This is a genomic window from Methanobrevibacter sp. YE315, from assembly GCF_001548675.1.
GTDB lineage: Archaea > Methanobacteriota > Methanobacteria > Methanobacteriales > Methanobacteriaceae > Methanocatella.
Window position 1 is genome coordinate 1098871 of the sequence record NZ_CP010834.1, and the last position, 23004, is coordinate 1121874.

Annotated in this window: 23 protein-coding genes; 21 read left to right on the forward strand and 2 right to left on the reverse strand. The window is 37.7% G+C overall.

The genetic code is table 11. The features are described 5' to 3' along the window. Positions 1 to 64: 64 nt before the first annotated feature. The 12 genes from TL18_RS04655 to TL18_RS04710 all read left to right on the forward strand — a co-directional run bounded on the left by TL18_RS04655 (position 65) and on the right by TL18_RS04710 (position 12586). Positions 65 to 3202 carry a C1 family peptidase gene (locus TL18_RS04655; protein WP_067042047.1) on the forward strand — a complete coding sequence of 1046 codons (3138 nt, stop codon included), beginning with the start codon at positions 65 to 67 and terminating at the stop codon, positions 3200 to 3202. Between the two features lie 248 nt (positions 3203 to 3450). Next, entirely contained in the window at positions 3451 to 3735 is a 285-nt protein-coding gene (locus TL18_RS04660) for a hypothetical protein (protein WP_067042053.1), read from the forward strand. Positions 3736 to 3746: 11 nt separating this feature from the next. Next, positions 3747 to 4073, forward strand: coding sequence for a hypothetical protein (locus tag TL18_RS04665; RefSeq protein WP_067042056.1), 327 nt, complete (start codon positions 3747 to 3749; stop codon positions 4071 to 4073). Between the two features lie 211 nt (positions 4074 to 4284). Continuing rightward, a complete protein-coding gene (locus tag TL18_RS04670) occupies positions 4285 to 6192 on the forward strand; it encodes a helicase C-terminal domain-containing protein (protein WP_067042059.1) in 1908 nt (635 codons plus the stop codon). A gap of 70 nt (positions 6193 to 6262) precedes the next feature. After that, a complete protein-coding gene (locus tag TL18_RS04675) occupies positions 6263 to 7717 on the forward strand; it encodes an AAA family ATPase (protein ID WP_231483672.1) in 1455 nt (484 codons plus the stop codon). Continuing rightward, positions 7710 to 8762, forward strand: coding sequence for a zinc ribbon domain-containing protein (locus tag TL18_RS04680; protein ID WP_067042064.1), 1053 nt, complete (start codon positions 7710 to 7712; stop codon positions 8760 to 8762). Before TL18_RS04675 ends, TL18_RS04680 begins: the two co-directional genes overlap by 8 nt. Before the next feature lie 9 nt (positions 8763 to 8771). Next, the gene (locus TL18_RS04685) at positions 8772 to 9380 is read left to right on the forward strand and encodes a hypothetical protein (RefSeq protein WP_067042066.1); all 609 of its coding nucleotides are present in this window, start codon (positions 8772 to 8774) and stop codon (positions 9378 to 9380) included. Between the two features lie 18 nt (positions 9381 to 9398). Beyond that, positions 9399 to 10292, forward strand: coding sequence for an SseB family protein (locus tag TL18_RS04690; protein WP_067042071.1), 894 nt, complete (start codon positions 9399 to 9401; stop codon positions 10290 to 10292). A gap of 199 nt (positions 10293 to 10491) precedes the next feature. Further along, positions 10492 to 10836: a zinc-ribbon domain-containing protein gene (locus tag TL18_RS04695; protein ID WP_067042080.1), complete on the forward strand. Its 345-nt coding sequence runs from the start codon at positions 10492 to 10494 to the stop codon at positions 10834 to 10836. Positions 10837 to 10855: 19 nt separating this feature from the next. Then, positions 10856 to 11983, forward strand: coding sequence for a hypothetical protein (locus tag TL18_RS04700; protein WP_067042083.1), 1128 nt, complete (start codon positions 10856 to 10858; stop codon positions 11981 to 11983). A gap of 25 nt (positions 11984 to 12008) precedes the next feature. Beyond that, positions 12009 to 12299 carry a hypothetical protein gene (locus tag TL18_RS04705; protein ID WP_067042086.1) on the forward strand — a complete coding sequence of 97 codons (291 nt, stop codon included), beginning with the start codon at positions 12009 to 12011 and terminating at the stop codon, positions 12297 to 12299. Further along, entirely contained in the window at positions 12296 to 12586 is a 291-nt protein-coding gene (locus TL18_RS04710) for a hypothetical protein (protein ID WP_067042089.1), read from the forward strand. Before TL18_RS04705 ends, TL18_RS04710 begins: the two co-directional genes overlap by 4 nt. Positions 12587 to 12605: 19 nt before the next feature. On the opposite strand, the gene TL18_RS04715 is transcribed toward TL18_RS04710, so the two are convergent. Next, positions 12606 to 12977, reverse strand: a complete 372-nt coding sequence (locus tag TL18_RS04715) for a hypothetical protein (RefSeq protein WP_067042092.1) — start codon at positions 12975 to 12977, stop codon at positions 12606 to 12608. A 39-nt stretch (positions 12978 to 13016) separates the two neighbouring features. After that, on the reverse strand, positions 13017 to 14108 hold the full coding sequence (locus tag TL18_RS04720) for a cation diffusion facilitator family transporter (RefSeq protein WP_067042095.1): 1092 nt from the start codon (positions 14106 to 14108) through the stop codon (positions 13017 to 13019). Positions 14109 to 14210: 102 nt separating this feature from the next. Between TL18_RS04720 and TL18_RS04725 the strand changes: the two genes are divergently transcribed. The 9 genes from TL18_RS04725 (at position 14211) to TL18_RS04765 (ending at position 22996) form a co-directional block, all read left to right on the forward strand. Next, the gene (locus tag TL18_RS04725) at positions 14211 to 14750 is read left to right on the forward strand and encodes a glutathione peroxidase (RefSeq protein WP_067042098.1); all 540 of its coding nucleotides are present in this window, start codon (positions 14211 to 14213) and stop codon (positions 14748 to 14750) included. Positions 14751 to 14970: 220 nt separating this feature from the next. Beyond that, positions 14971 to 15648 (forward strand): TetR/AcrR family transcriptional regulator, encoded by a 678-nt coding sequence (locus TL18_RS04730; protein WP_231483674.1) that lies wholly within the window; start codon positions 14971 to 14973, stop codon positions 15646 to 15648. Continuing rightward, a complete protein-coding gene (locus TL18_RS04735) occupies positions 15645 to 16487 on the forward strand; it encodes a CPBP family intramembrane glutamic endopeptidase (protein WP_067042111.1) in 843 nt (280 codons plus the stop codon). The genes TL18_RS04730 and TL18_RS04735 overlap by 4 nt, the downstream gene beginning before the upstream one ends. Positions 16488 to 16977: 490 nt before the next feature. Further along, the gene (locus tag TL18_RS04740; protein WP_067042114.1) at positions 16978 to 17745 is read left to right on the forward strand and encodes a DUF4013 domain-containing protein; all 768 of its coding nucleotides are present in this window, start codon (positions 16978 to 16980) and stop codon (positions 17743 to 17745) included. Between the two features lie 125 nt (positions 17746 to 17870). Then, positions 17871 to 18296: a universal stress protein gene (locus tag TL18_RS04745; protein WP_067042118.1), complete on the forward strand. Its 426-nt coding sequence runs from the start codon at positions 17871 to 17873 to the stop codon at positions 18294 to 18296. 16 nt (positions 18297 to 18312) lie between these two features. Beyond that, on the forward strand, positions 18313 to 18705 hold the full coding sequence (locus tag TL18_RS04750) for a hypothetical protein (RefSeq protein ID WP_067042120.1): 393 nt from the start codon (positions 18313 to 18315) through the stop codon (positions 18703 to 18705). A 60-nt stretch (positions 18706 to 18765) separates the two neighbouring features. Beyond that, a complete protein-coding gene (locus tag TL18_RS04755) occupies positions 18766 to 19734 on the forward strand; it encodes an NAD(P)H-dependent glycerol-3-phosphate dehydrogenase (RefSeq protein ID WP_067042122.1) in 969 nt (322 codons plus the stop codon). Positions 19735 to 19747: 13 nt separating this feature from the next. After that, positions 19748 to 20515, forward strand: coding sequence for a sugar phosphate nucleotidyltransferase (locus TL18_RS04760; RefSeq protein WP_067042126.1), 768 nt, complete (start codon positions 19748 to 19750; stop codon positions 20513 to 20515). Between the two features lie 93 nt (positions 20516 to 20608). Further along, the gene (locus TL18_RS04765; protein WP_067042129.1) at positions 20609 to 22996 is read left to right on the forward strand and encodes a CDP-glycerol glycerophosphotransferase family protein; all 2388 of its coding nucleotides are present in this window, start codon (positions 20609 to 20611) and stop codon (positions 22994 to 22996) included. Positions 22997 to 23004: the final 8 nt, after the last annotated feature.

Consider the following 23004-nt stretch of genomic DNA (forward strand, 5'->3'; position numbering starts at 1 on the left):
GTCAAAGTTATAATGAAAAAACATTATATGTATTGAAATCATAACTTAAACTGGAGGAACAACATTGAAATTTAATAAGATATCTTTATTGCTAATATTTCTATTGTTTGTCTCTGTCGGTTTTGTCAGTGCCGCCGATGCAAATCAGACAGGTGCTGACGATTCAATCATGCTTTCTGACGCGCAAGTCAAATCATATTCCGATTTGACTGATGCAATTTCACAGTCAGGAAGCATCCTGGATTTGACCGATGACTATGAGTTCATGGAAGGCGACGGACCCTATGTTCAGGTGAACATGGAAGACGGATTTGCCTTTACCATAAACGGGAACGGCCATGTGATTGACGGGAAGAATGCTGCGGGTGCCTTCAAGTTTACAAACGGAACGGTTTATATAACAAACCTTACGTTTACAAACTGCGTAGACGCTCCGCTCATCCTTGCGAATTGTGAATTGGCCACAGAGCATGTAACCTTTGTAAACAATTCCAACAATGAATGCGCAGGTGCGGTATACGCATTCCGTAGCGACTATTATAGCGTCAATGACATGTTCATCAATAATTACGCCCCTGATGGCTCAGCAATCTTTTCAATGGAGAGCAAAGTCGCAGTTGACGATTCCCTCTTCATCAATGATGAGCCGATTCGCTGGTCCCTCATCAAGGGATCCGATTCCATAATCACTGTCGCGAACTGCGTTTTTGCCAATCTCACTTCAAGATATGCAACTGCGGTCTATAACGACGGCGGTAGGAACCAAATCAAAAACACAAGATTCATCAACCTGCATGCGGATGCCACTGGCGGTGCCGTTGCATTCAAGGGTTGCCAATACACAGAAATTGAGAATTGCGTATTCATCAACGTCACCGCTTCCAGAAACGGCGGAGCGATATATGCCGACGTCAACAGCGTTGGATATTTTCCGGATGGCTTTACCTTCATCAACCAGACACTCTTTGAGGATTGCACATCCGAATTCGGAGGTGCCGTGCTGCAGCTTGGAGGCAATATCGCAATCGCTTATTCAACCTTCCTCAACTGCCTTGCAGATTATAGCGGAGGAGCTGTTTACGCATCAAATGCAAGCGTAGCTTTGGAGAATGTCAATTTCACAGGAAATCAGGCATTGTTCTTGGTTGGCGGAGCGATGCTTGTCGATAATTCTAATGTTGAAATCGCAACCTCCAATTTCGAGAACAACTCAGCGGATTATGGCGGGGCAATCTATGCCTATGACACCTATTTTGAAGTGGAAGATTCAGAATTCCTGAATAACGGCGAAGCCATCCATGGAGTCTTTTCAAAGGACGGCTCTTACTACAAAAATGTCACTGTTGCCAAGGAAAATCCCGATACCTTCGATTTGGATGATGTCAACTACGTTTATGTTTCAGACCTTCCAGGAAATGAGATCATACTCAATCCTATCGAAATCACAGGAAGCGTCACTGACCCTTACTTTGACTTGAGAGACTTCAATGCCGTAACCCCTGTCAAGGACCAGGGTTCCATGGGTGCCTGCTGGGCATTCGGCGCAAACGCCGCTGTAGAATCGGCGTTCCTCATTGCCACAAACATGACACTGGACCTTTCTGAAAACAATGTTCAAAATACTATGCTCATGTATTCCATTTATGGAAATCCATATACGTCCGAAGCGGGAACCCTATCCATGGGCCTTTCCTACTATCTAAGCTGGCTTGGAATCGTTGATGCCGAATATGATACATATGACGAGTTGGGTAAGATTTCTCCAATACTCTTCACTCCAAACTGCTATCATATTCTCGATGCGGCATTGGTCGATACCAATAATACGGATGCGGTCAAGGAGGCCCTGCTAAATTACGGCGCATTGACAATATATGTCAATGGGGCAGACCCAAGATCAGAGTACTTCAATCCGAAAACAAATGCGAGCTACTGCAATAACGCATCCAAGGGAAATCATTTTGTGGCTGTGGTCGGCTGGGACGATGCATTCCCAAAGGAATCTTTCCGCATAACCCCACCTGGTGACGGCGCATGGATATGCAAGAACAGCTGGGGCGAAAGCTGGGGAGATGATGGATATTTCTACCTTTCATACTATGATGATGTCATTAAAATAGAGAATGCAGTTGGATACATCATAAACAATACGGATGTCTACAACAAGGCATATGAGTATGACATTGCAGGCTTCGATGGCTTTTTAGCAAATTACACAAAGATTCTCAACTATACCAATGAATATGAATCCATCGGCGATGACTGGATATCAGCCGTCGGAACATACTTCAATGAAGAATGCACAGACTATGCCATATATGTTGCAGTCAACGGCAATGTGCTCTACTCCCAGAGCGGAAAATCATCATATATGGGATACCATACCACAGTCCTTGACAAGGCAATCAGCATCAAGGAAGGTGACATCTTTACAGTAACTGTAGAGGCGAATGGCGTGCCTTTCCTTCAGTTAACAAGGCTTCACTTGGAAAACGCAACATCATATGTAAGCATGGGCGGTAAGGTTGACGATCTAGTCTCAAGAGGTATTGTGGCCTGCATAAAGGTATACACAATGAACGAGTCATTCATTACTGAGGATATCGAGAAATACTTCTCCGAAGACAAGCCGTTTGTCGTGGATGTTGGCGAAAGCGATGCAATCGTCACTGTCCTGGTCGGCGAATACATCCTGACCGCCAAAAGCGATGCCGATGGAATCGCAACATTCAAATTGCCGCTTCTTGAGCCTGGAGTTTATGCAATCGAAACGGTCTTCAACGGCAAATGCGTCATAAACACACTTACCGTACTAGCTGACAACGGCACAGATGATGATGATGACAATAAAGGTCATTATCCGGTTTCCTCAAAGAGCTGGAGAATGCCTGCAGGATACGGCCCAAAAGCCGCAGGACATGCATACTCATTATATCGCGCATCCGACATGAAGCTTATCTGCCACTCAAGCTTTGTCTATCTGAAGGATTTGATTGATCTATTCGACTTCAATCTGACAAATGGGCATCTGAAGGTTTGGATTGATGGCATTCTTGTCTTTGAAGGTGATACAGGCGATGACATGTTGCAGGTAATCTTTGAAATCATCGAAAAGTTCCTTGGAAAACATGAGATGACCGTAGAGTTCACAGACAGCAATGGAAAAACACAAACTTTAAACGAAACAATAATAATTGAATAGGCTTTCAATTATTATTTCTTACTTTTTTTAATTCAGGTTTTGACACAATTTTGTGCACATCTTCAAATTGCTTTCATTTCACAAAATTGGCTTTAGAATGAAATATTGATGTAAACATGTTATTTTTAATATTAAAGAATTTTTAAACATTAAATTTATATTTAAAGAAACTAAATATATAATTGTACTTTTTCCCATCGGGAAAATTTAGATTTTATATGAATTAGAGCGAACAAGGAGATAATTTGGTGACAAAATTGGATCTTTTTAGGAAAAGAATGGAACCTGCCGAAAAATTGTATACAAGCGAAATTTCCGATTTTGCTAAAGGGTATGATGTTTTGGGTGAGATGACCTTAAAAGAAATACCTGATATTGACACTCAGGAATATATCTATTGTTTTGAAAAGGTTAACGGGACCCCTCAAGAGGAATTGGACAAGATTCTTTTGGAAATATGTGACCATATGGATGAATTTTCAAAAGTCAACAATATTGAAAACTTTAACAGAACAGTAAATATTTGGTTATAGGAGGAATATATATGGATATTAGAAAATGCCCTCAATTTCATTTATATTTGCTAACCTTAAAGCTTTTAAGCTTAAAAAGTCGGTTGATTCCAGATGGTTGTGATGACAGAAGCATAAATTCTACAATAATCAATAGGGCTTATTTCAGTTCATACCTGTTTTGCGAATTATGGCTTGATGATGTTATGAATTTCAGACCCATCCCAATAAATGAATTTAAGCCAAAAGAAGAAAGAATTAGTGAACATGTTCAAGTTAGAAATGCTTTAAAGGATTTTGGCAAAAATATTATTGGGTATAAATTGTCAAAATTATCACAATTAAGAAAAAAAAGCTGATTATGAACCATACGCTGATTTAACACCAATCGATGTATTCGATGCCATAAACCACATGGAACAAATCTTTAACCATCTAAAATTTGAATAAACTATTTTTTTTTTAAAAAACTCTTATTTTCATGTTGCAGTCAGGATTTGCCTCAAAGATTACTTTTCAAATGCTCTCACTAAAATTGTATTTATATGCCAATTCATATATGATAATGTAATGACAGGCTGGCAATATAGCGACTACTCTGGAATAAATCCAAAAGCACAAATGCATTTTCCCTTCACCAATCCTAGAGAGGGCCAGCTTGAAACAGTATCGGAAATTCTTGAAGCGATTGAAAGTGGCTATAAGTATATTGTCCTTGAAGCAGGAACAGGAACCGGCAAATCTGCGATAGCCGCAACGTTGGCTTCGATTTGCGAGTCTTCATACATTTTAACCATCACCAAGCAGCTCCAGGACCAGTACCTGAGGGACTTCAACAATCTGCAGGTCGTCAAGGGCAGACAGAACTTCAACTGCCTTAAATATAAGAATGCACTTGTCCCAAAGCCGTGCAGCGAAGGCAAGTGCATAACCGAAGGCCATGACTGCAGGTATTCTCTTAAAAACAGGACAAATGAAATAACAAAAGACAACACCTGTCCTTACTATTACCAGAAATATTTGGCATTGAATGCCAGATCCGTCATTTCAAACTATCCATACCTGTTTTTGGAGCTCAATTACGTCAAGGACTTTCAAAAAAGAGATCTATTAATCTGTGATGAGGCCCATAACCTGGAGTCAATGCTGATGGACCAGTTGACACTTGAATTTTCAAAAGAGGATTTGAAGGAGTATCTTGACTTTGATTTAACCGAAGAGATGATTGAAGAGCTTAACCTTCAAAACTACTCACATTGGATGAGATTCATAGACAAAATCCAAAACGAATACACTGAAGAGCTTGACAAGCTTGAATCGCTTCAAAATGAGGAATTGGCAGAAAAGATTGCATTCATAAAGCATCAGATAAACGACTGCAAACGATTCACTGACCATATGGTTATTGACCCGAAAACCTGGATTTTCGACTTTGACGATTCTTCTGAGATTGCCCAGTTCAAGCCATTGAAGGTAAACAGTTATGCCAAGGACACATTGTTTAAGTACGCTGATGTGGTCCTTTTCATGTCCGCGACAATTCTTGACTGTAATCTATTTGCCGAATGGCTTGGAATAAGCCATGATGAGATATATCAAATCAGGCGAAAAAGCCCATTTGACATCCAGAGAAATCAGATATTTGCACATGAGGGCTATAATCTTTCAAGAAACTTCATAAGTGCCAATGCTCCAAAGACCATCGGGCCAATAGATGAAATCCTCGAAAAGCACAAAAACGAAAAGGGAATAATACATACCGTCAGCAGCAAATGCATGAACTATCTCATTGACAAGCTGGACAATTCCAGACTGATTGGCCATGACTCCAAAAACAGGGCTGAACAGCTGGAGACATTCATCAAATCAGAAGAACCATTGGTTCTTGTATCGCCGTCAATGGGAGAAGGAGTGGACCTGCCCGATGACTTGTGCCGCTTCCAGATAATGTATAAGATTCCATATCCAGATTGGGGAGACAAGCAAGTCAACCAAAGGACAGTGATTGACCCCGAATGGTATGACTACAAGACATGCCTCAATATGGTCCAGACCCATGGCCGGGGAATGAGGGATGAAAACGACTACTGCCGAACATATGTCATTGACAGCCGCTTCAAATCATATATCAGGACCAATCCTGCAAACAGGTTCCTTCCGGATACATTTAAAGAGGCAATAGAGGACTACTGCGCTGACAACACGGAAAAGCAGAGACTCATAGAATTGGGAAACTCCTACCTTAATGACAGGGACTATGAAAAGGCATTCTATTTCTTCAGAAGACTTCTTAAAAACGATCTGTTCATAAATGACGATTATCCCTATTTGAACCTATCGAAGGTGTATCATGAAGCTGAACTGTATGAGCAGGAAGTCCAGATCATCATGAGGTTTCTGAATTCGGGGATTGAATCAAAACATCTCGATTACTTTAAAGAGAGATTAAATGAGCTTGCCGAAATGGGCTATCTATAAAATCTTAAACACAACTTATTTATCCTAAATTAAAATTATATATTATTAAAAAAAGTGTAAGGTATCATCTATGTTAGAGTGGACTGTTTGTAACAATTGCGGTAGAATCCTGGATAGCTCTCAAAATACATGCTCAAATTGCGGCGGCAAAGTCGAAAAGGTTCATATGGACTATCTGACCAATTACCTGTCAAATCTGAATTTTCTGGTAAAGACACTGAACATATTTTCAGCATATTGCCCGTCAATTGCGGATCTGGACGTGACGCTTGAAAGCCTGATTCTGGATGACCTGTTCAAGTATTTTGCATATCTCGGTCTTGGTGACGGCAAAATCACAGACAACGAACTGGAATTCATCAACACCCTATTGAACACCACCTACACAAAAGAGGACATATCAAACCTTGCAGACATAAAGGCGGACTGCGATTTGCCGTTGTCGTTCAAATGCCTTCATGAGCTTGACGAATACGGACAGAACTTTGACATGCATAATCTAAACAGCTGCAACGAGCTCTTTTCATGCTATAAGGTATTCGGAAAGTTCTTCATTACAGTTGACAACGAGCTTAATGATGACGTTCTGGACCTGTATCAGAAGTTCATTGCCAACCTTGAGTCAAAGCTTGAAAAGTACAACATTGACCTGAATCCGATTGAAAGGCCAATCTCAAAAGACGCACCGGAAAGTGAAGAGGAATCACATTCACTTGAGGAATACCTTGATGAACTAAACAAGCTTGTAGGTCTTGAAAAGGTCAAAAAGGACGTGAACTCATTAATCAATCTCGTTCAAATCAGAAAGTTAAGACAGGAAAGGGGAATCAAGCAGCCTGCGATGAGCCTTCATCTGGTCTTCAGCGGAAATCCCGGAACAGGTAAGACCACAGTCGCAAGATTATTGTCCAAAATCTATCATGAGATGGGCTTATTGTCAAAAGGCCACCTTATAGAAACCGACCGTTCAGGCCTTGTTGGAGGATATGTGGGACAGACTGCTATCAAAACCCAGGAAGTCATAAAATCCGCACTTGGAGGAATACTTTTCATTGACGAGGCATACGCACTTGCATCAAAAAGCGAAAACGATTACGGCCAGGAGGCAATAGATACCTTACTTAAGGCAATGGAAGATCATCGTGACGATTTGATCGTGATTGTTGCAGGCTATCCTGCACTGATGGAGAAATTCCTGTACTCAAATCCCGGTCTCGAGTCCAGATTCAACAAATTCATCTATTTCGAGGACTATAATGATGAGGAGCTGTACAACATATTCTGGCTTATGTGTGAGGAGTCAAACCTCACTTTGGATGCCGGAGCCGATAAGTATATAAAGGACTACTTTAAAAGATTATATGAAAATAGGTCACCGAACTTTGCTAATGGAAGAGCCGTTAGGAACCTATTTGAAGAAGTTATAACTAATCAAGCAAACAGATTAGCTCCAAAAGAGAATATTACGGATGAAGAATTAAATACGTTGACATACGAGGATTTTCTAGTGACTGAAAATGACTAATAAAATTTGTAATAATTGTGGATCTAAAGTAAATGGCAGTGCAAATTTTTGCCCAAAGTGCAAATCAACTTCATTTAGAAACGTTTATGAGATTACCAAATCAAACAACACCCTAGTTCATAAGATATTCTATGATTATCAGGACAGCTACTATGTCCTGTCAAAATCAAAAGTGGCGGCGGTTCTGGTGTTTTTGCTGTTCATGACACTGGTTTTCAACTCACCATCAATAATAATATTTGCTGTTGTAATAGCCGCTCTGGTTTATGTGATAGGAACATCAGCAGGCAAATTGCTTGAATCAGACAGATTGCCAAGAGCTGTAGTTGAAAACAACAATTACGGTTTATTGACAGACTTAAAACACCTGTTCTTCTACTGGCAGGACAAGCAAACAGGGGAATACACATTATCCAAAACAAAGACAATAACAGTTTTGGTATTCCTGCTTTTCGCATCATTAGGCGCTGTATTCAGCCTTCCTGGCGTTTTCGCCTTTGCCCTATTGGGTCTTTTGGTTGCAACCCCAACATTCTTTGCAGGATATGGAATACATAGGCTTACAACCGCAGAGCCTGTAAAGGAACTCATAGAAAAGACCCAGCCTGCAGGACATAAGAAAGAGGTGAAGGTTGAAAAATCAGAATCCAATTTCCATGAGTTTGACCATTACAGGACAAAGCTCAATGAACTGAAGATAATGTATGAAATCAAAGAGAAAAACGCCCGCAAGCTGATTGAAAAGCGTTTCACACCTCCTCAATTGACTTACGACAGGTTCATGACATCAGTTGAAAACTCAAACAGGATGTTCTACCAGCATGCTGATGCGGTTTCAAACATCCTTGATCTGGCTTCCGAAGACAATGCAAAAATCGAAAACGAAATCAATTCCAGAATGGAGATTCTTGAAAATCTTGTAGAGAAAATGGACGAGCTGGTCAATGAACTAGTCTTGAGCCTTAATGAAGACGACAATAAGGAGAACGTTTCAGACTTCCTTCATGATTTCGATTATGTGATTGATTCTGTAAAGGATTATTAGGTGGATAAAATGAGCGATGAGATACCGGTCAGAAGAAAAACAAAAAGTTCCAAAAAAAAGCCCCTGATTAGGGAAACAATCAAGTTTACCAAAGGCCTTGTTGAAGAAACAGCAAACACAATATTCGTCAAGGAGGAACCTAAACTGCCTCAAAAGCCGTACGGTTCATCCCTTGAATATATCAGACAGCACAACAAGTCCAAAATTGAGTTTCCGGTTGACTCCACATCAAAGGAAAAGGTCTCCAAACTGCTTTCCCCTGAAGTTGTCGGAACTGCAGGAGGACTTATCGGCGCTGCGGCAACAGTGGGGCTTATCGGATCAACACTCGGCACAGGACTGGTGCTTGCAGGTGCCGGGGCATTGCTTACCGGAATATTTAAGGATGACGTATCATGGGTTGTAGCTGAACTGGTGATATTGGATGAGGAACTGGTCATTTCAGGAAAGTTCACACTTCATTTTGATGAAATCAAATATGTGGGCACTCAGGAAACCGAATTCGGAGAATTTGTCGTATTGACCTTCAAGGATGATGCCCTGGCTTTCAGGACATATAACGCAAGGGCTTTAAGGTCTGTCATCAATGAGAAGATGGACAAGTATTATAACAAATAATCTACATAATAATCATTGATGACTAATCACAAACACCTAAGGACAGTAATTGAGGACATATATTCAAATGACAATAGGCTGACCGAAGATTTGACTTTCAGGCTTATCAACGAATTCAGATATTCCAATCTCTACATTCCGGCTAAAAGAGAAAACAATACGTTGAATTTCATAATATATCATGACGAGGAAGCCGAAATCACACCATTATTTACCGATCTGGATGAGTTTCACAAATTCTACAAGTCATCTGATGATATCCAGATTCTTAAAAACCCCTTTGAATTATATCAAAACATTTTAAAAACAACCGATATTGAAGGATATGTCCTGAATCCTGCTTCTGAAAAATATTTATTCAAAAAGGAGTTCATATTGGCAATTACAAATATTCCGAAAACCAATTTTTTTACAAATAACCCATACTCAACAGAAGAGCTCATCGATTTGAAAAGGTCAATTGACAATGAGGACCTTGAAAGGTTCATTTCAAATCCCTCAAACATCGGAGATTATGAAAGCCTTTTTGAAAAGATGGCCAATTCCCGATTGATGGCACTGATGCTTTCTGATTTGGATTTAAGCGGAGACATCATATCACTTAAGGATATAGGTCCGGTCGCTTCAATGTACACTGACAATGTGGGCGGTACCTATGCGACACTGTTTACGTCCGAAGAGAAGATGAAAAGCGTCAACACATCAAAACACATGTATTCACAGATTGTAAACCTTGCGACTTTGGTAAATTTCCTTTTGACCGAGGACATGGACGGTCTGATTATCAATCCTGAATCCGATAATGTCCTGATTCCAAGATCAGTTCTTTTGAGATATTCCCTTGGCTTTGAAAGGTATGCCAATGACGACCGGTTATATGAATCAATCTTTTATATCTTCAAAATACCCTAGGCACAAAATTATAATATGAAGATGATATATACTTATAATCATAGTAAAATTAAACTGTCAAAATAATGAATTTAGGCATAATAATTCAATAGGTTTACTTGAATCAATTAATTTAAATAAAACGAAATATTCATTAAATTGATTGGGTATTTGATTCATAATATATTGAATATGTTAATGTAGATGTATAGGTGATAAAATGACAAAATATTGTCCTTCATGTGGAGAAGCATTGGTAGATGAAGCAAAATTCTGCAAAAGCTGCGGCAAAAGTTTGGATAATTTCGCCCAAAGCGGCCAGAATGGATTTACACAGACAACCCCTCAGACATACCCAGTACATCCAGTTGAAAAAAGCCATACGCTATCGATTGTATTGGGTTATATATGCGCAATCCTGATTCCCCTATTCGGATTGATTTTCGCAGTCTATCTGATGACCAGAAATGATTCGCAAAAAGCAAAAAAGCACGGAAAATACATTTTGATATTAACCGTTGTGATATGGGTACTGTCTATTATGTATGTGTTTATGGGATACTGAAACATTAAGTGGGTATAATATGATCGGTCTTGAAACATTATCCAAATATTCCACACCGGATGTTGAAAAGCAGAGGATGATAGATGATTTACTTCATCCGCAGTTACATAGTCTGGTAAAAAGCCAATATGACTTTTGCGAATCCAAAGCATATTACATCGAGCCGACCAAATACTGTCCGAAATGCCTTAGGAAATACCATGAAGAGGAGAATTTCTGCCCGGAATGTCTGGTCAGTCTAAAGCATATTAAGGATGTTGACATTAAGCTTATAAAATCAGATCCACAGTTTAAATTTATCAAATCAAATGAATTCAATAGCTTTGAAGAGATTTTCACACAGGAAAACAAAAACAGAATAGATGAGTTTGACTTCAGCACCAAGGATTATAATAGGATTTTAAGAAACATCAAAAAGTCATCAATCACCACATTCGACAATCTGATTAGATCAAATGAGATTCTTTTGGATGATTTGAAGCTTTTCGATAAGATATTGCTCTATGCCAAGTCATTTGTGGAAGTCGACTTCAAGTCCTACGGCCAGGAACTCGGATACTTCAGCTTCAACAGGATAACCCTTGATGACAGGCAAACCGTTTCTCTTCAGATTACCACGTTAATCCATGAACTCGCCCATTTCATATTGAAGGAAATAATGACTGAAATATTGTGCACTCTTCTTGACTGCTCCAAAAACAGCCTGATTGAATCAATAGCTGTATTCATACTTTCATATTCACCGTTTACACAACTGATAGATGAGTATTCTGCCCATAACTGTGAGGGAAGGTTTACATTATATGGATATCAGGACTATTCATCATTCATCCAGATTGAAAAGTCCCTTGACGGCGAGATGACTGCTGATGAGATTGAAATCACCAAATCAATCGGAAACAACTTTTCAGTGTCAATAAAGGACATCCTTGAATCTTATATCGACTGGGATTTGCGCTCAGACATAAAAGACCAGTTCCTGAAGGATGTTATTGACGAACCGAATTATGAAATGCTTGCCCTTGAAAACTGCAATAAACTGACCGACATCGGGTTTTTAAAGGCAATCTGGCTTATCGTATCTGAAGGATTTTCTGCGGCCTCACAAAACAGGGACAAACTTGAAATGTATGAAACCAATTTTTAAATATATTGAAAACATAACTTAATCTATGAATATTGAAGAAAGGATTTTACAATTGAACTTTGAGCATACCGGCAAAAAGGCCGATATCAACGACCTGCTTTTAACTCTCATTTCCAAATTCCAACTCTTTGAGCCATGCATCTATCTTTCCGAAGATGACGAATGGCTGAACGTCGCCATAATTTCAGTGGAAAACGAGGAAGTTTCACAGTCAATGTCCATTCTCAAAAAGGAACTCACAGCCTTTGGAGTCTTCAACAAGGAGGACATACAGATAGACTTGCCTCAAAAAGGTTCAGAGGACTTATATCAATGAAGGAAATAACTCTTGATTCAGATTTTAACGTGGAGGAAACTACGCTTAAAATCAATAATATCATGTCAAAATGGTCCGTTCAGCTTTTAGACATCAACGGACCGGACTGGATTATCTTCGACTATGACATGTACATAAAATACATCATTCATTTTGACGTTGACTTCAATGACCTGGAAACAAGAATCAAGCTGGAAGATTTGAAGCTGAACGTAATACACCACATAGAATCCCTGAAGGATGAAACAACATACAGGGACAATCTAATCAGTGCGGTTTTCATTTAAAAAAAGAAAAAAACAAGAATTAGTGGTTAATTCTTGTATTGTAATATCTTACACCATCTTTATCGTAGGTATACCATCTGTGAACCTCATTATCATATTTTTCACCTATTACAGGCACATATGAATCTGTCTGTGGAACGTATACCTTATAGACTGTTGTACCGTTTTCCTGTGAAACGTTGCGGGTTGAATTGTCGCCTACAACAGTAACATTAGTGGTATTGGTAGTATTGTTTCCATTTATGGTGCCGATATTGATAAATTTGGTTGTATTGTTGTTGGAAACATTCAAATTGGGAGCATTCCCATCTGTAAAGCTGTAGATTCCAACAGCAACTAATGCAATTACAAGAACAGCAATTGCAATCAATATAATATTTTGAGTTTTCATAATAACACCTTTAATTAATATTATTTATTAACTAGTATATTAATCTGACACATCATAGTCGTCAATTATAAAGTAGTCGAATTCAGGGTGTTTTGCCTTTATTTTAGAGATTATCTCCCCTTTTATTTTTTCACGGTCAGCATCGAAATCGACAATGATGTCAAAGGTGGCCAACTTTTTTTCCTCTGAGACCAAAAATCCATGAATCTCAATGACTTCCTCATATTCATCGGCTATTTTTTCCAGATCCTCACGGATATCCTTGTATTTATCGTTTCTGGAATATATTCCGAATGTTAGTATGATTGAGAATTCTTCATATATCTTATAGGCTAGGTTTCTTGTTAATGTATGGATATCGAGTGCGGAAAGCGAATCGTCCACTTCAATGTGAACTGATCCCTGCATCTGTTCGGGCCCGTAATTATGAAGGGTCAGGTCATATGCACCATAAATGCCTGGAACTTCACATATTGAATCCTTGATTTTTTTGGATAATTCTGAATCGACCCTCTCACCAATCATGCTGTCTATTGTTTCTCTTAGCATGTCAATACTTGCCTTGATGATTACAAGTGAAATTATCACCCCTAAAATGCCTTCAAGGGATATGTGGAAGAATATTGAAATGATTGCTGCAAGCAATGTGGAAAAAGACAGTATTGCATCAAAGAATGCATCACTTCCGGAAGCGACAAGCGCCTGTGAATTGATTGATTCGCCTACACCTTTCACATAACGTCCAAGAAGGAATTTTACGACTACCGCAACTGCGATTATAATCAGTGAAACTGTCGTATAGGATGTTACGTCGGGATTGAATATCTTAGGCCATGATTCCATAAGCGCGGTAATTCCCGCCCACAGGACAATGGCTGCAATGATTACAGATGAGAAGTATTCGATACGCCCGTATCCGTAGGGATGGCTCTTGTCAGGTGCTTTTCCCGCAAGCTTGGTTCCGATGATTGTGATTATTGATGAAAGCGCATCGGTTAGGTTATTGACTGCATCCAAAGTGATTGCGATTGAATTTACGAGTATCCCTATTGTTGCCTTGAATGCAACCAGTATGAGGTTGACGACGATTCCAATTATACTTGTTTTAACGATTTTATCCTGCCTAGTCATAATGTTATATTTATTCCTGATAAAATTAAAACGTTTGCATTATTTTTTTTACATAACTTTTAAATATGTACAATCTAAAATTAAATTCAAGGAGGATATCACATGTCCATATATGATTTTGAAGTAAAGGATGGCGAGGGAAACATGGTTTCCTTAAGCAAATATAAAGGCAAGGTACTTTTGATTGTAAATTCTGCGATAAAATGCGGCTTTACACCGCAATACACTGAACTGAATGAAATCTATTCTGAATTCAACGGAATGGGTTTTGAGATTTTGGACTTTCCATGCAACCAGTTCGGCGGCCAGGCACCAGGAACAACAGAAGAGATTACCGAAGTCTGCCGTCTTAAATGGATGGTTCCCTATGAAATATTCGACAAGATTGATGTAAACGGCGAAAACGCAGAACCATTATATGAATATCTAAAAAAGGAACAGCCATTCAAGGACATTACAGGAAAGGGTGCAACAAAACTTAAGCTGGTTCTCAAGGCAGTCGACAGGCACTACAAGGACAATGACGACATCAAATGGAATTTCACCAAGTTTCTCGTTGACCGCAAAGGAAATGTCGTTAGAAGGTTCGAGCCGACAGAAGATCTGGAGGATGTAAAAGAGGCCATAACTGAACTCTTGTAATCCACTTTTTTTACCCCTTATTTTTTTTATATTGTTTAAATACTTTTGTTAGACTTTAAAACTGATTATATCGCTTTACTCTTTTTATTATAACATTATTGTTATTGCCAGCCATATTTAGTCGATAGGGTGTATTTTAAATTTTATGAAAATATTTATATATGATGATTTTCATAATAGAATCTAAATCAATAAAAACCGACTAACAGTCGAAAAATTATTGACAATCAGAGAGGTCAATTATAATATAAAAATCAATCGATGGTCATTTTTGGAGGCAAATATGAAAAAAGGAGAAAAAAGGAAAAAAGAGCTTTTAAAGATAGCTTATGATATGTTTCTCACAAAGGGATATGAGAATACTACCGTTGACGAAATCATAGAAAAAGCACAGATAGCTAAAGGCACATACTACTACTATTTCGAAAGCAAAGAGCAGATGCTTGAAGAAGTCATAGACATGATGATCGAAAGTGAGGCTGAAATGGCAAAGCAGATTATCGCGATGGATATTCCGGTACCTGAAAAAATAGTCGGAATAGTTGCATCAATAAAACCAACCCAAGCAGAACAGCCAATAAAAAACGCTCTTTTCCAGCCGGAAAACGTGTTAATGCACCATAAAGTCAGAAAAAAATTGATTGCCGTTGTCACTCCGCTTTTATCCGAAGTTGTAAATGAGGGAGTAAATGAAGGCATCTTTGAATGCGACAATATACCTGAGCGTGTTAGGATGCTTCTTGTCATCAGCGACGGTACCTTTAATGAAGGTGCATTCAGTGAAAGGGATATCTCTGTCTTTATAGACATGACAGAAAAACTTCTCGGGGCAGAGAAAGGAACAATGAGTTTCATTTACAATCTGATTGATAAGACTGATATGGAGGCGGTCAAATGAACAGTACGCAAAACTACAAATATAAACCGGTTCTCTTTTTTGCTCTGGCCTATATCTTTACCTGGATATTCTGGATTCCAGCAATATATTTACCGGAAAGCATCAGTCCAGTACTCATGCTTATAGGCCTCATGGCTCCAGCAATTGTATCTACAGTTTTCATTATGGCCTCAGGCTCAGATATGCTTAAGAAAGACTTTAAAAATAAGATGGTAGGATTTTACAAAGTAAAATGGCTGAATGTAGTTTGGGCCGTAATAATATTTGCGATTGTAATAGTCTGTTCCATTCTCTTGTCACTGCTTTTTGGACAGCCACTCAGCCAGTTTTCATTCACTGAAAACTTTTCTTTTACAGGTGTTGGAATAGCAGGAGCATTCATTACCATTACTATTGCTTCCATAATTGAGGAAGTCGGATGGAAAGGATACTGTGAAGATTCTATTGGAAACTATATGAACTGGTTTTGGGAATCCATGATTTTTGGAGTGCTATGGTCTTTATGGCATTTCCCTTTAATCTTCATTCAGGGAACCTATCAAGCAGGACTTATGGTTAATCCTCTTTATGTGATCAACTTTTTTGTAAGCGGAATCCCAATGGGATTTGTCATTACATGGGTCTATCTTGAAAGCGACCGTTCTATATTAGCTTGCATGATATTCCATTTCTTCGTCAATTTCATGCAGGAAAAAATAGCATTAACTCCAGAGACAAAATGCCTGGAGACAATAGTAATAACAGTGCTTACAATTATCATAATAATGGCTAAAAAAGACATGTTCTTCGAAACCCGTCATGTCGGAAGGCTACTTGAATACAGCTACAATCAGGAATAAATGGCCTTTTTTAATCCCATGAAAAGGATAAAATCCAGTGGCAAGAAAAACCAAAGGCATCACGATAGATGCCGCTTACACTTGCCATTGGCACTATAAGCAAAAAAGCATTTCAATAAAAATAACCAAGAAATTAAAAAAAGAAAAAAATATAAAATTTTCAGGTTGTTAACAGGAAAATCTTATTTATTTTTTTGATGATAAACTAAACCGCAAATTCCAATAATCACCAAAATCAACAATAATAACACCATAACATTATTGTTGCCGCCAACAGATTGAGGAATGCTCGCAGTTTTAGCAACAGAATTATTATGGAATTGTTGCGGTGAAGGGTTAAAATGCAGTGCTGGTTGAAAAGAAAACACGTATCGGGTAAAATTTTATATATTAATAAAAATAATACATTTTATTAAGCCTTATTTCAAGGATTTGATTTTTTAAAAGTTTTTTTTCATTACTTTTAGGATTATGGATTTTGGAGGAAATCATGCCATTGGATATAATTAAAGATATATGGAGCTATACAACAAATAACATACCATTTCTATTAATTATTTTGGCTTTATTCTACTTGTTTTGCATTTTAATGGAAATTTTTGAGGAAATGAGGATACCATATGCGCTTTATCTGTCAATGATACCATATATTTTCATAGCAGGATATGGGATGGCTATCACTAAAGATGTAATAAAAAAGGGTAAACGATTGCCTAAAATATTAATCAAAGACGTCATTGTTTTGGGATTAAAATCAAGTGTTGTTTTTATTGTGTATCTTAGTGTTCAATCGTTGTTTTTTTGGTTCGTATCTTTACTATTCAATTTTCCAGTAGTTGATGTTGAAGATTTGTTGTTGGATTTTTTTGAAACAGTGACTTTATTATTTAATCATGATCTTGTAAATACAGCTATTTTTATTGTTTTTGATTTTGCAGTATTTTATTTCACCATGTTTTTCATGGAAATTGCATTGGCTAAATTAGCTGATACCGGCAGATTTAGGGATGCATTTAATCTAATCAATATTAAAAAAACTATTGATGTAATTGGGTGGAGACAATATACAAAACATTATACCATAATTATACTTTTATTGACGTTTCTTTCATTGCTGATAGACATAGAAACTCCATTTTTCGTTATTGATTATATTTTTAAAGTATTTTTAGGTTTATTGTTGTTCACTACTCAATATTGGGGCATAGGTTCTGTTTATAGAATATTTAAAATGAAACAAACTGCTAATTTACATTAGATTGCAATTGTAATATTGTTCAAACCCGATATTTGTGAAATGTTCTATTGGTGATAAATTGTTTAAATAAACATTATTAACTATTAAAGACAAATATACTATCAACTTATATAAGGAGTATATAAATGTACAAAAAGATTTTACTTCCAACCGATGGATCAGGATATGCAGACCAGGAAATTGACAGAGTAACAAAATTGATTGCCGATGATGGGGAGATAATCATCTTGTCCGTTGCAGGCAAACTGACAACAAGCGCATTTCAAAGCAGAAAAAATATAGCAAAAGTTAACAAAGGAATGCTTGAAGAGGCAAAAGACAGCGTTGCGCTCATGAAAGAAAAATTCCCGGAAGGATATAATATCAAAACCATGGTAAAAACAGGTTTTCCTGCTGAAACAATAAATGAAGTTGCAAACGAGGAAGGCGTTGAATTGATAGTTATCTCAGCATCCGGAAAAAGCGGCCTTCACAAATTCATCATTGGAAGCGTGGCCGAAAAGGTTCTAAAGACAGCTGATATTGATGTTTTACTGGTTCATAACAGTTAATTGAGGAGTGTAATTTATGGATATAAGACGAACAGCTTTGATAGCCATTATAGCAATAATGGTTGTATCCATTGTGGCATTTGCATATATCTCCATGAATACCACAGAAACCAAAGTCGAAATAGACTGCAATACTACAATAATGAATGGAGATTATATAGGCGTAATACTTAAGGACAACTACAGAAACGTCATTCCAGGCCAGGTCGTTGACTTGAAAATCCTCGATGATTCAGGTTGGGCTCATAAGTTTAACGTCACAACCGACGAATTCGGAAGAGGATACATCCAGATTCAAGGCTTTGACAATGGAAACTACACCGTCCATGCAACATTCAATGGAACTGTGTTCCTTAAGGAATCCCATTCCAACAAGGCTTTCAAAATCGACGACGGATATTCCTATTAGAAGTTTAAAATAAACTTTCAATTTTATTTTTTTATTTAATAAACTGATTGGTGAAAATAAATGACTAATGTCGCAGTTATTGGTGCAGGTAGTCTAGGCACTGCCCTATCTCAGATAATCTCTCAAAATGTTGATAACGTTTATTTGTATGTAAGAAGAGTTGAACTTGCAGATTCAATCGAAAAGACAGGGTTCAACTCAGAATATTACCCGAACACTAAATTGAATGACAATATCATTCCAGTCAATAATTTCAATGATTTAAAGGATTGCGAAATAGTATTTCTGACAATACCTTCTTCAGCCTTCCGATCAACATTAAGTGTTTTGAAGCAAGCGGTCAAAGAGGATGCAATCATAGTTACAACCGCAAAGGGAATCGAATACCCCTCATTAAAGACAATGGGAAATCTGATATGCGAATATTTTGATGAAAACTATGTTGCCCTTTCAGGACCCAACTTCGCATCAGAAATAATCCTGAATTTGCCGACCGTAACTAATGTAGCATCAAAAAATCCTGAAAATGCCAGAAAAGTAAAGGATGTCCTTGAAACAAAGCAGTTCAAGGTTAAGCTAATCGATGACATCAAGGGAATTGAGCTTTGCGGCGTGCTGAAAAACATCAATGCAATAGCAAACGGAATTTGCGAAGGTATGAACGTCAATGAAAACGCAAGATTCGGCATTTTGACTAAGGGTTTCAACGATACAATCAGGATAATTGAAGCTGTTGGCGGAAAGGCCGAAAGCGTTCATGAATACTGCGGATTCGGCGACCTGATTTTAACTTCAACATCAAGCGAAAGCAGAAACCATACCCTTGGAATACTCTATGGCCAAAGGCTGATTATAGATGAAAGCGCAAGCGGAATAGTATTTGAAGGCAAAAATTCAGTGAGAGCCGTAAAGGACATATGTAAAAACAACAATATCGAAAGCCCGATTGTGGATTTTGTTTATGAAGTGATAATAGAAAATATATCTCCTATTCATGCTTTTAAGGGATTATGGGAGAAAATGGAATAGAAGGTGTTTATTAATGATTGCTGTGATTTTATCTGCGGGAATGGGAACCAGGCTGATGCCGCTTACAAAGGATATTCCAAAACCGCTTCTTGAAATAAATGGTGTTACCCTGCTTGAAAGGATGATTAAAAACTGCATGAACGCAGGAATAACTGATTTCATACTGATTGTCGGATATAACAAAAAGAAGGTTTATGATATTGCACCGGAACTTGAAGAGAAACTGGGCGTCAACATCAAAATCATTGAAAATGAGGACTATGACGTTACAAACACCTCTGTTTCAACCTATCTTGCAAGCTCATATATAGAAAACGGGCCTTTGGATGATTTCATCCTGATAAACGGGGACAATGTAGTTGACCCTGAAATCATTACAAGAATAGCCGAAACAGAAAATACCAGCATGATAGTCGACAATTTCAAGGAACTGAACGAGGAATCCTTCAAACTTATCCTGGAAGACGTTAAGGTCAATGATGACAATAGCATCGCAAACGGCACTATTGCAGAAATCGGAAAGGGAATTGACATTCCATCATCAACAGGTGAATTCATTGGCGTTTCAAAGGTCGTAAAAGGCGATATCCCACGCTTCAACGAGATACTTCAGATTTTAATCGATGAAGACCCTCAAAACTATTATGACTTTGCATACAGGACCCTTTCAAATGACACAACAATAGATTACGTTCTGACCAATGGGCTCAAATGGACTGAAATCGATGACCACAACGATTGGAAGACAGCAAACAGTTTGGTTGATGAATTCGAAAACTGATTCTTTTTAAAACGATAACATAAAATGAAAAAATAAGGATTATTTTCCATTTTTTCATTAACTATTATTAATCATTACAACTAATATGATATTATGGGCCTAATCGATAAACTTCATAATTTTAAAGATTGTTATGAAAGTTCTAAAATTTATGATGCTTATTATAATCAATGTATTGACCAAAAAAGAGTATACTTAGAGTCAAGAAACGGTAATGACTTTACCGGAAACATTTTTAGAATTGCTGAAGAGTTATCTAAAGGCGAATATGGCCACTATAAGATATATGTTTTTGCAAATGAAGAAGTAAAGGCCAAAATAATTGAATTCCAGAAAAACTATAATCTGAATATACGCAAAATCATCACCGATGAGTATGAAGCATGCAAGATTCTTGAAAGGGCAAAGTATATTGTCACCGATTCAGGCATAAGACCTAAATTCATCAAAAAGAAAGGTCAAATCATGGTCAACACCTGGCATGGAACCCCATTGAAACTGATGGGTTTCGAAAATCCTCCGGAGCAGCCTAATATTGGAATAATACAAAGATCCCTTCTGAACAGTGATTATCTGATATATCCCAATGATTACATGAAAGAAGTAATGCTTAATGCATATATGATTGAAAAGATCTATCCCGGCGAAATCCTGCTTGAAGGATATCCGAGAAACACAGTATTTTTAAATCCGGACCTGAAAGATGAATTCAAGAAAAGATTGTCCCTTGAAGATAAGGAGATATTCGTTTACATGCCCACCTTCAAAGGAACTGTAAGCGATAGAAAGGATGAAGAGCAAAAGGACGATGTGACAGGTTTTCTAAAAGAAATTGACATGAAACTGAAAGAAAATCAAATCCTTTTTGTAAAGTTCCATCCCTATAACCAGTCAAAAATTGACTTTTCAGCATTTTCACATATCAGAGAATTTCCTAAAGGCTATGAAACATATGACATACTGAACATGGCTGATGTGTTGGTTACTGATTATTCAAGCGTATTTTTCGATTTTGCAAATACTGCTCGCAAGATTATTCTATTTAATTATGATGAAGAGGATTATATGTCCTATAGGGGAACATATATCCCACTTGATGAACTGCCGTTTCCTAAGGTGCAGACTGTCGATGATTTAATCAGTCAGCTGAACAGTCCTAAGGAATATGATGATGAGCAGTTCAAACGTGAATTCTGTAAATATGAACGCGTTGATGCCTGCCAACGTCTCTGCAGGAAAATATTCAATGAACAGGACACATGCAATGTCGAAAGGATTGACAATGACAACCCGAACATTCTGATTTTTGGCGGAAGCCTTATGAAAAATGGTATCACATCTTCCCTGATGAATCTGCTTGAGAATGTGGACCGGAAAAACTATAACTATTTCATCACGTTCAAGTCCTGGGATAAATATATAAAGGAAAACCATGAGGATATCTTTGAAAATATGGTTGAGGATGTTGAATTCCTTCCGATAAGCTATAATTATATGCCTACCGTATCTGAAAAGATGGATTTGAACAAATTTGTTACTGCAACTGCAGATTTGGAGTGCAGCGATGATCTTAAAAGATTGTTCAAGAGAACCTTTGAGAATCAGTTTAAAGCTCTTGACTTTGAAGCGGTAATCGATTTTGACGGTTACAATAATGACGTTTCAACAATATTTGCCAATTGTGGCTTGAACAATTCAATATTCGTGCATAATGATATGCTTCAGGAAATAGAGATGAGAAATAAGCACAGCATAAATATTTTGAAGTATATCTATAATCAATTTGGTCATGTGTGCGTCGTATCCCCGGATCTGGTTAAATCGACTGGCAAAATAAAGGGAAATGATGAAAACATCAAAATCGTCCACAACATATACAATTACAGGACAATACAGGACAGGGCCGCAGAGGATTTAAAACTGGACGAGACAACATCAGTCTATCCGGATGAGGATTCATTATATGATATCCTAAACAGCGATTGTAAAAAGTTCATCACAATTGGCCGTTTTTCACCTGAAAAGGGTCATGAACGCCTTCTCAAGGCATTTGATGAATTTGCAGATGAGCATAGTGAAGTAAAACTGATAATTATCGGAGGTCATGGAGACCTGTATGAACATACATTGGACATAGTAAATGATATGAGGCACAGGCAAAACGTATGCATTGTTAAAAGCATTTCTAACCCAATGCCGATTTTGGCGAAATGCGATTTGTTTATCGTTTCATCATTCTATGAAGGCTGGCCGATAGTAATAATGGAAGCGGATTCCCTAGATATTCCGATTGTTGCAACCGATATTGTCGGAACCCAATGGATGAAGGAATATGGAGGACATATTGTTGAAGATTCACAGCAAGGAATTCTCAAAGGACTGAACGATTTCATGAATGAAAAAATTGACCTCCTCACAATAGATGCTGAAGAATATAATGCTGATGCAGTAAATGAATTTTATTCACTTTTTAAGAGATGAGATGGTAA

Excerpts from the sequence above, each read along its gene's own strand:
- TL18_RS04700 (WP_067042083.1), top strand. The coding sequence starts at position 10,856 with ATGATCGGTCTTGAAACATTATCCAAATATTCCACACCGGATGTTGAA.
- TL18_RS04760 (WP_067042126.1), top strand. The coding sequence starts at position 19,748 with ATGATTGCTGTGATTTTATCTGCGGGAATGGGAACCAGGCTGATGCCG.
- TL18_RS04720 (WP_067042095.1), bottom strand. The coding sequence starts at position 14,108 with ATGACTAGGCAGGATAAAATCGTTAAAACAAGTATAATTGGAATCGTC.
- TL18_RS04740 (WP_067042114.1), top strand. The coding sequence starts at position 16,978 with ATGCCATTGGATATAATTAAAGATATATGGAGCTATACAACAAATAAC.
- TL18_RS04710 (WP_067042089.1), top strand. The coding sequence starts at position 12,296 with ATGAAGGAAATAACTCTTGATTCAGATTTTAACGTGGAGGAAACTACG.
- TL18_RS04680 (WP_067042064.1), top strand. The coding sequence starts at position 7,710 with ATGACTAATAAAATTTGTAATAATTGTGGATCTAAAGTAAATGGCAGT.
- TL18_RS04670 (WP_067042059.1), top strand. The coding sequence starts at position 4,285 with ATGACAGGCTGGCAATATAGCGACTACTCTGGAATAAATCCAAAAGCA.
- TL18_RS04750 (WP_067042120.1), top strand. The coding sequence starts at position 18,313 with ATGGATATAAGACGAACAGCTTTGATAGCCATTATAGCAATAATGGTT.
- TL18_RS04755 (WP_067042122.1), top strand. The coding sequence starts at position 18,766 with ATGACTAATGTCGCAGTTATTGGTGCAGGTAGTCTAGGCACTGCCCTA.
- TL18_RS04745 (WP_067042118.1), top strand. The coding sequence starts at position 17,871 with ATGTACAAAAAGATTTTACTTCCAACCGATGGATCAGGATATGCAGAC.
- TL18_RS04690 (WP_067042071.1), top strand. The coding sequence starts at position 9,399 with ATGACTAATCACAAACACCTAAGGACAGTAATTGAGGACATATATTCA.
- TL18_RS04735 (WP_067042111.1), top strand. The coding sequence starts at position 15,645 with ATGAACAGTACGCAAAACTACAAATATAAACCGGTTCTCTTTTTTGCT.
- TL18_RS04765 (WP_067042129.1), top strand. The coding sequence starts at position 20,609 with ATGGGCCTAATCGATAAACTTCATAATTTTAAAGATTGTTATGAAAGT.
- TL18_RS04685 (WP_067042066.1), top strand. The coding sequence starts at position 8,772 with ATGAGCGATGAGATACCGGTCAGAAGAAAAACAAAAAGTTCCAAAAAA.
- TL18_RS04705 (WP_067042086.1), top strand. The coding sequence starts at position 12,009 with ATGAATATTGAAGAAAGGATTTTACAATTGAACTTTGAGCATACCGGC.
- TL18_RS04665 (WP_067042056.1), top strand. The coding sequence starts at position 3,747 with ATGGATATTAGAAAATGCCCTCAATTTCATTTATATTTGCTAACCTTA.
- TL18_RS04695 (WP_067042080.1), top strand. The coding sequence starts at position 10,492 with ATGACAAAATATTGTCCTTCATGTGGAGAAGCATTGGTAGATGAAGCA.
- TL18_RS04715 (WP_067042092.1), bottom strand. The coding sequence starts at position 12,977 with ATGAAAACTCAAAATATTATATTGATTGCAATTGCTGTTCTTGTAATT.
- TL18_RS04675 (WP_231483672.1), top strand. The coding sequence starts at position 6,263 with ATGTTAGAGTGGACTGTTTGTAACAATTGCGGTAGAATCCTGGATAGC.
- TL18_RS04725 (WP_067042098.1), top strand. The coding sequence starts at position 14,211 with ATGTCCATATATGATTTTGAAGTAAAGGATGGCGAGGGAAACATGGTT.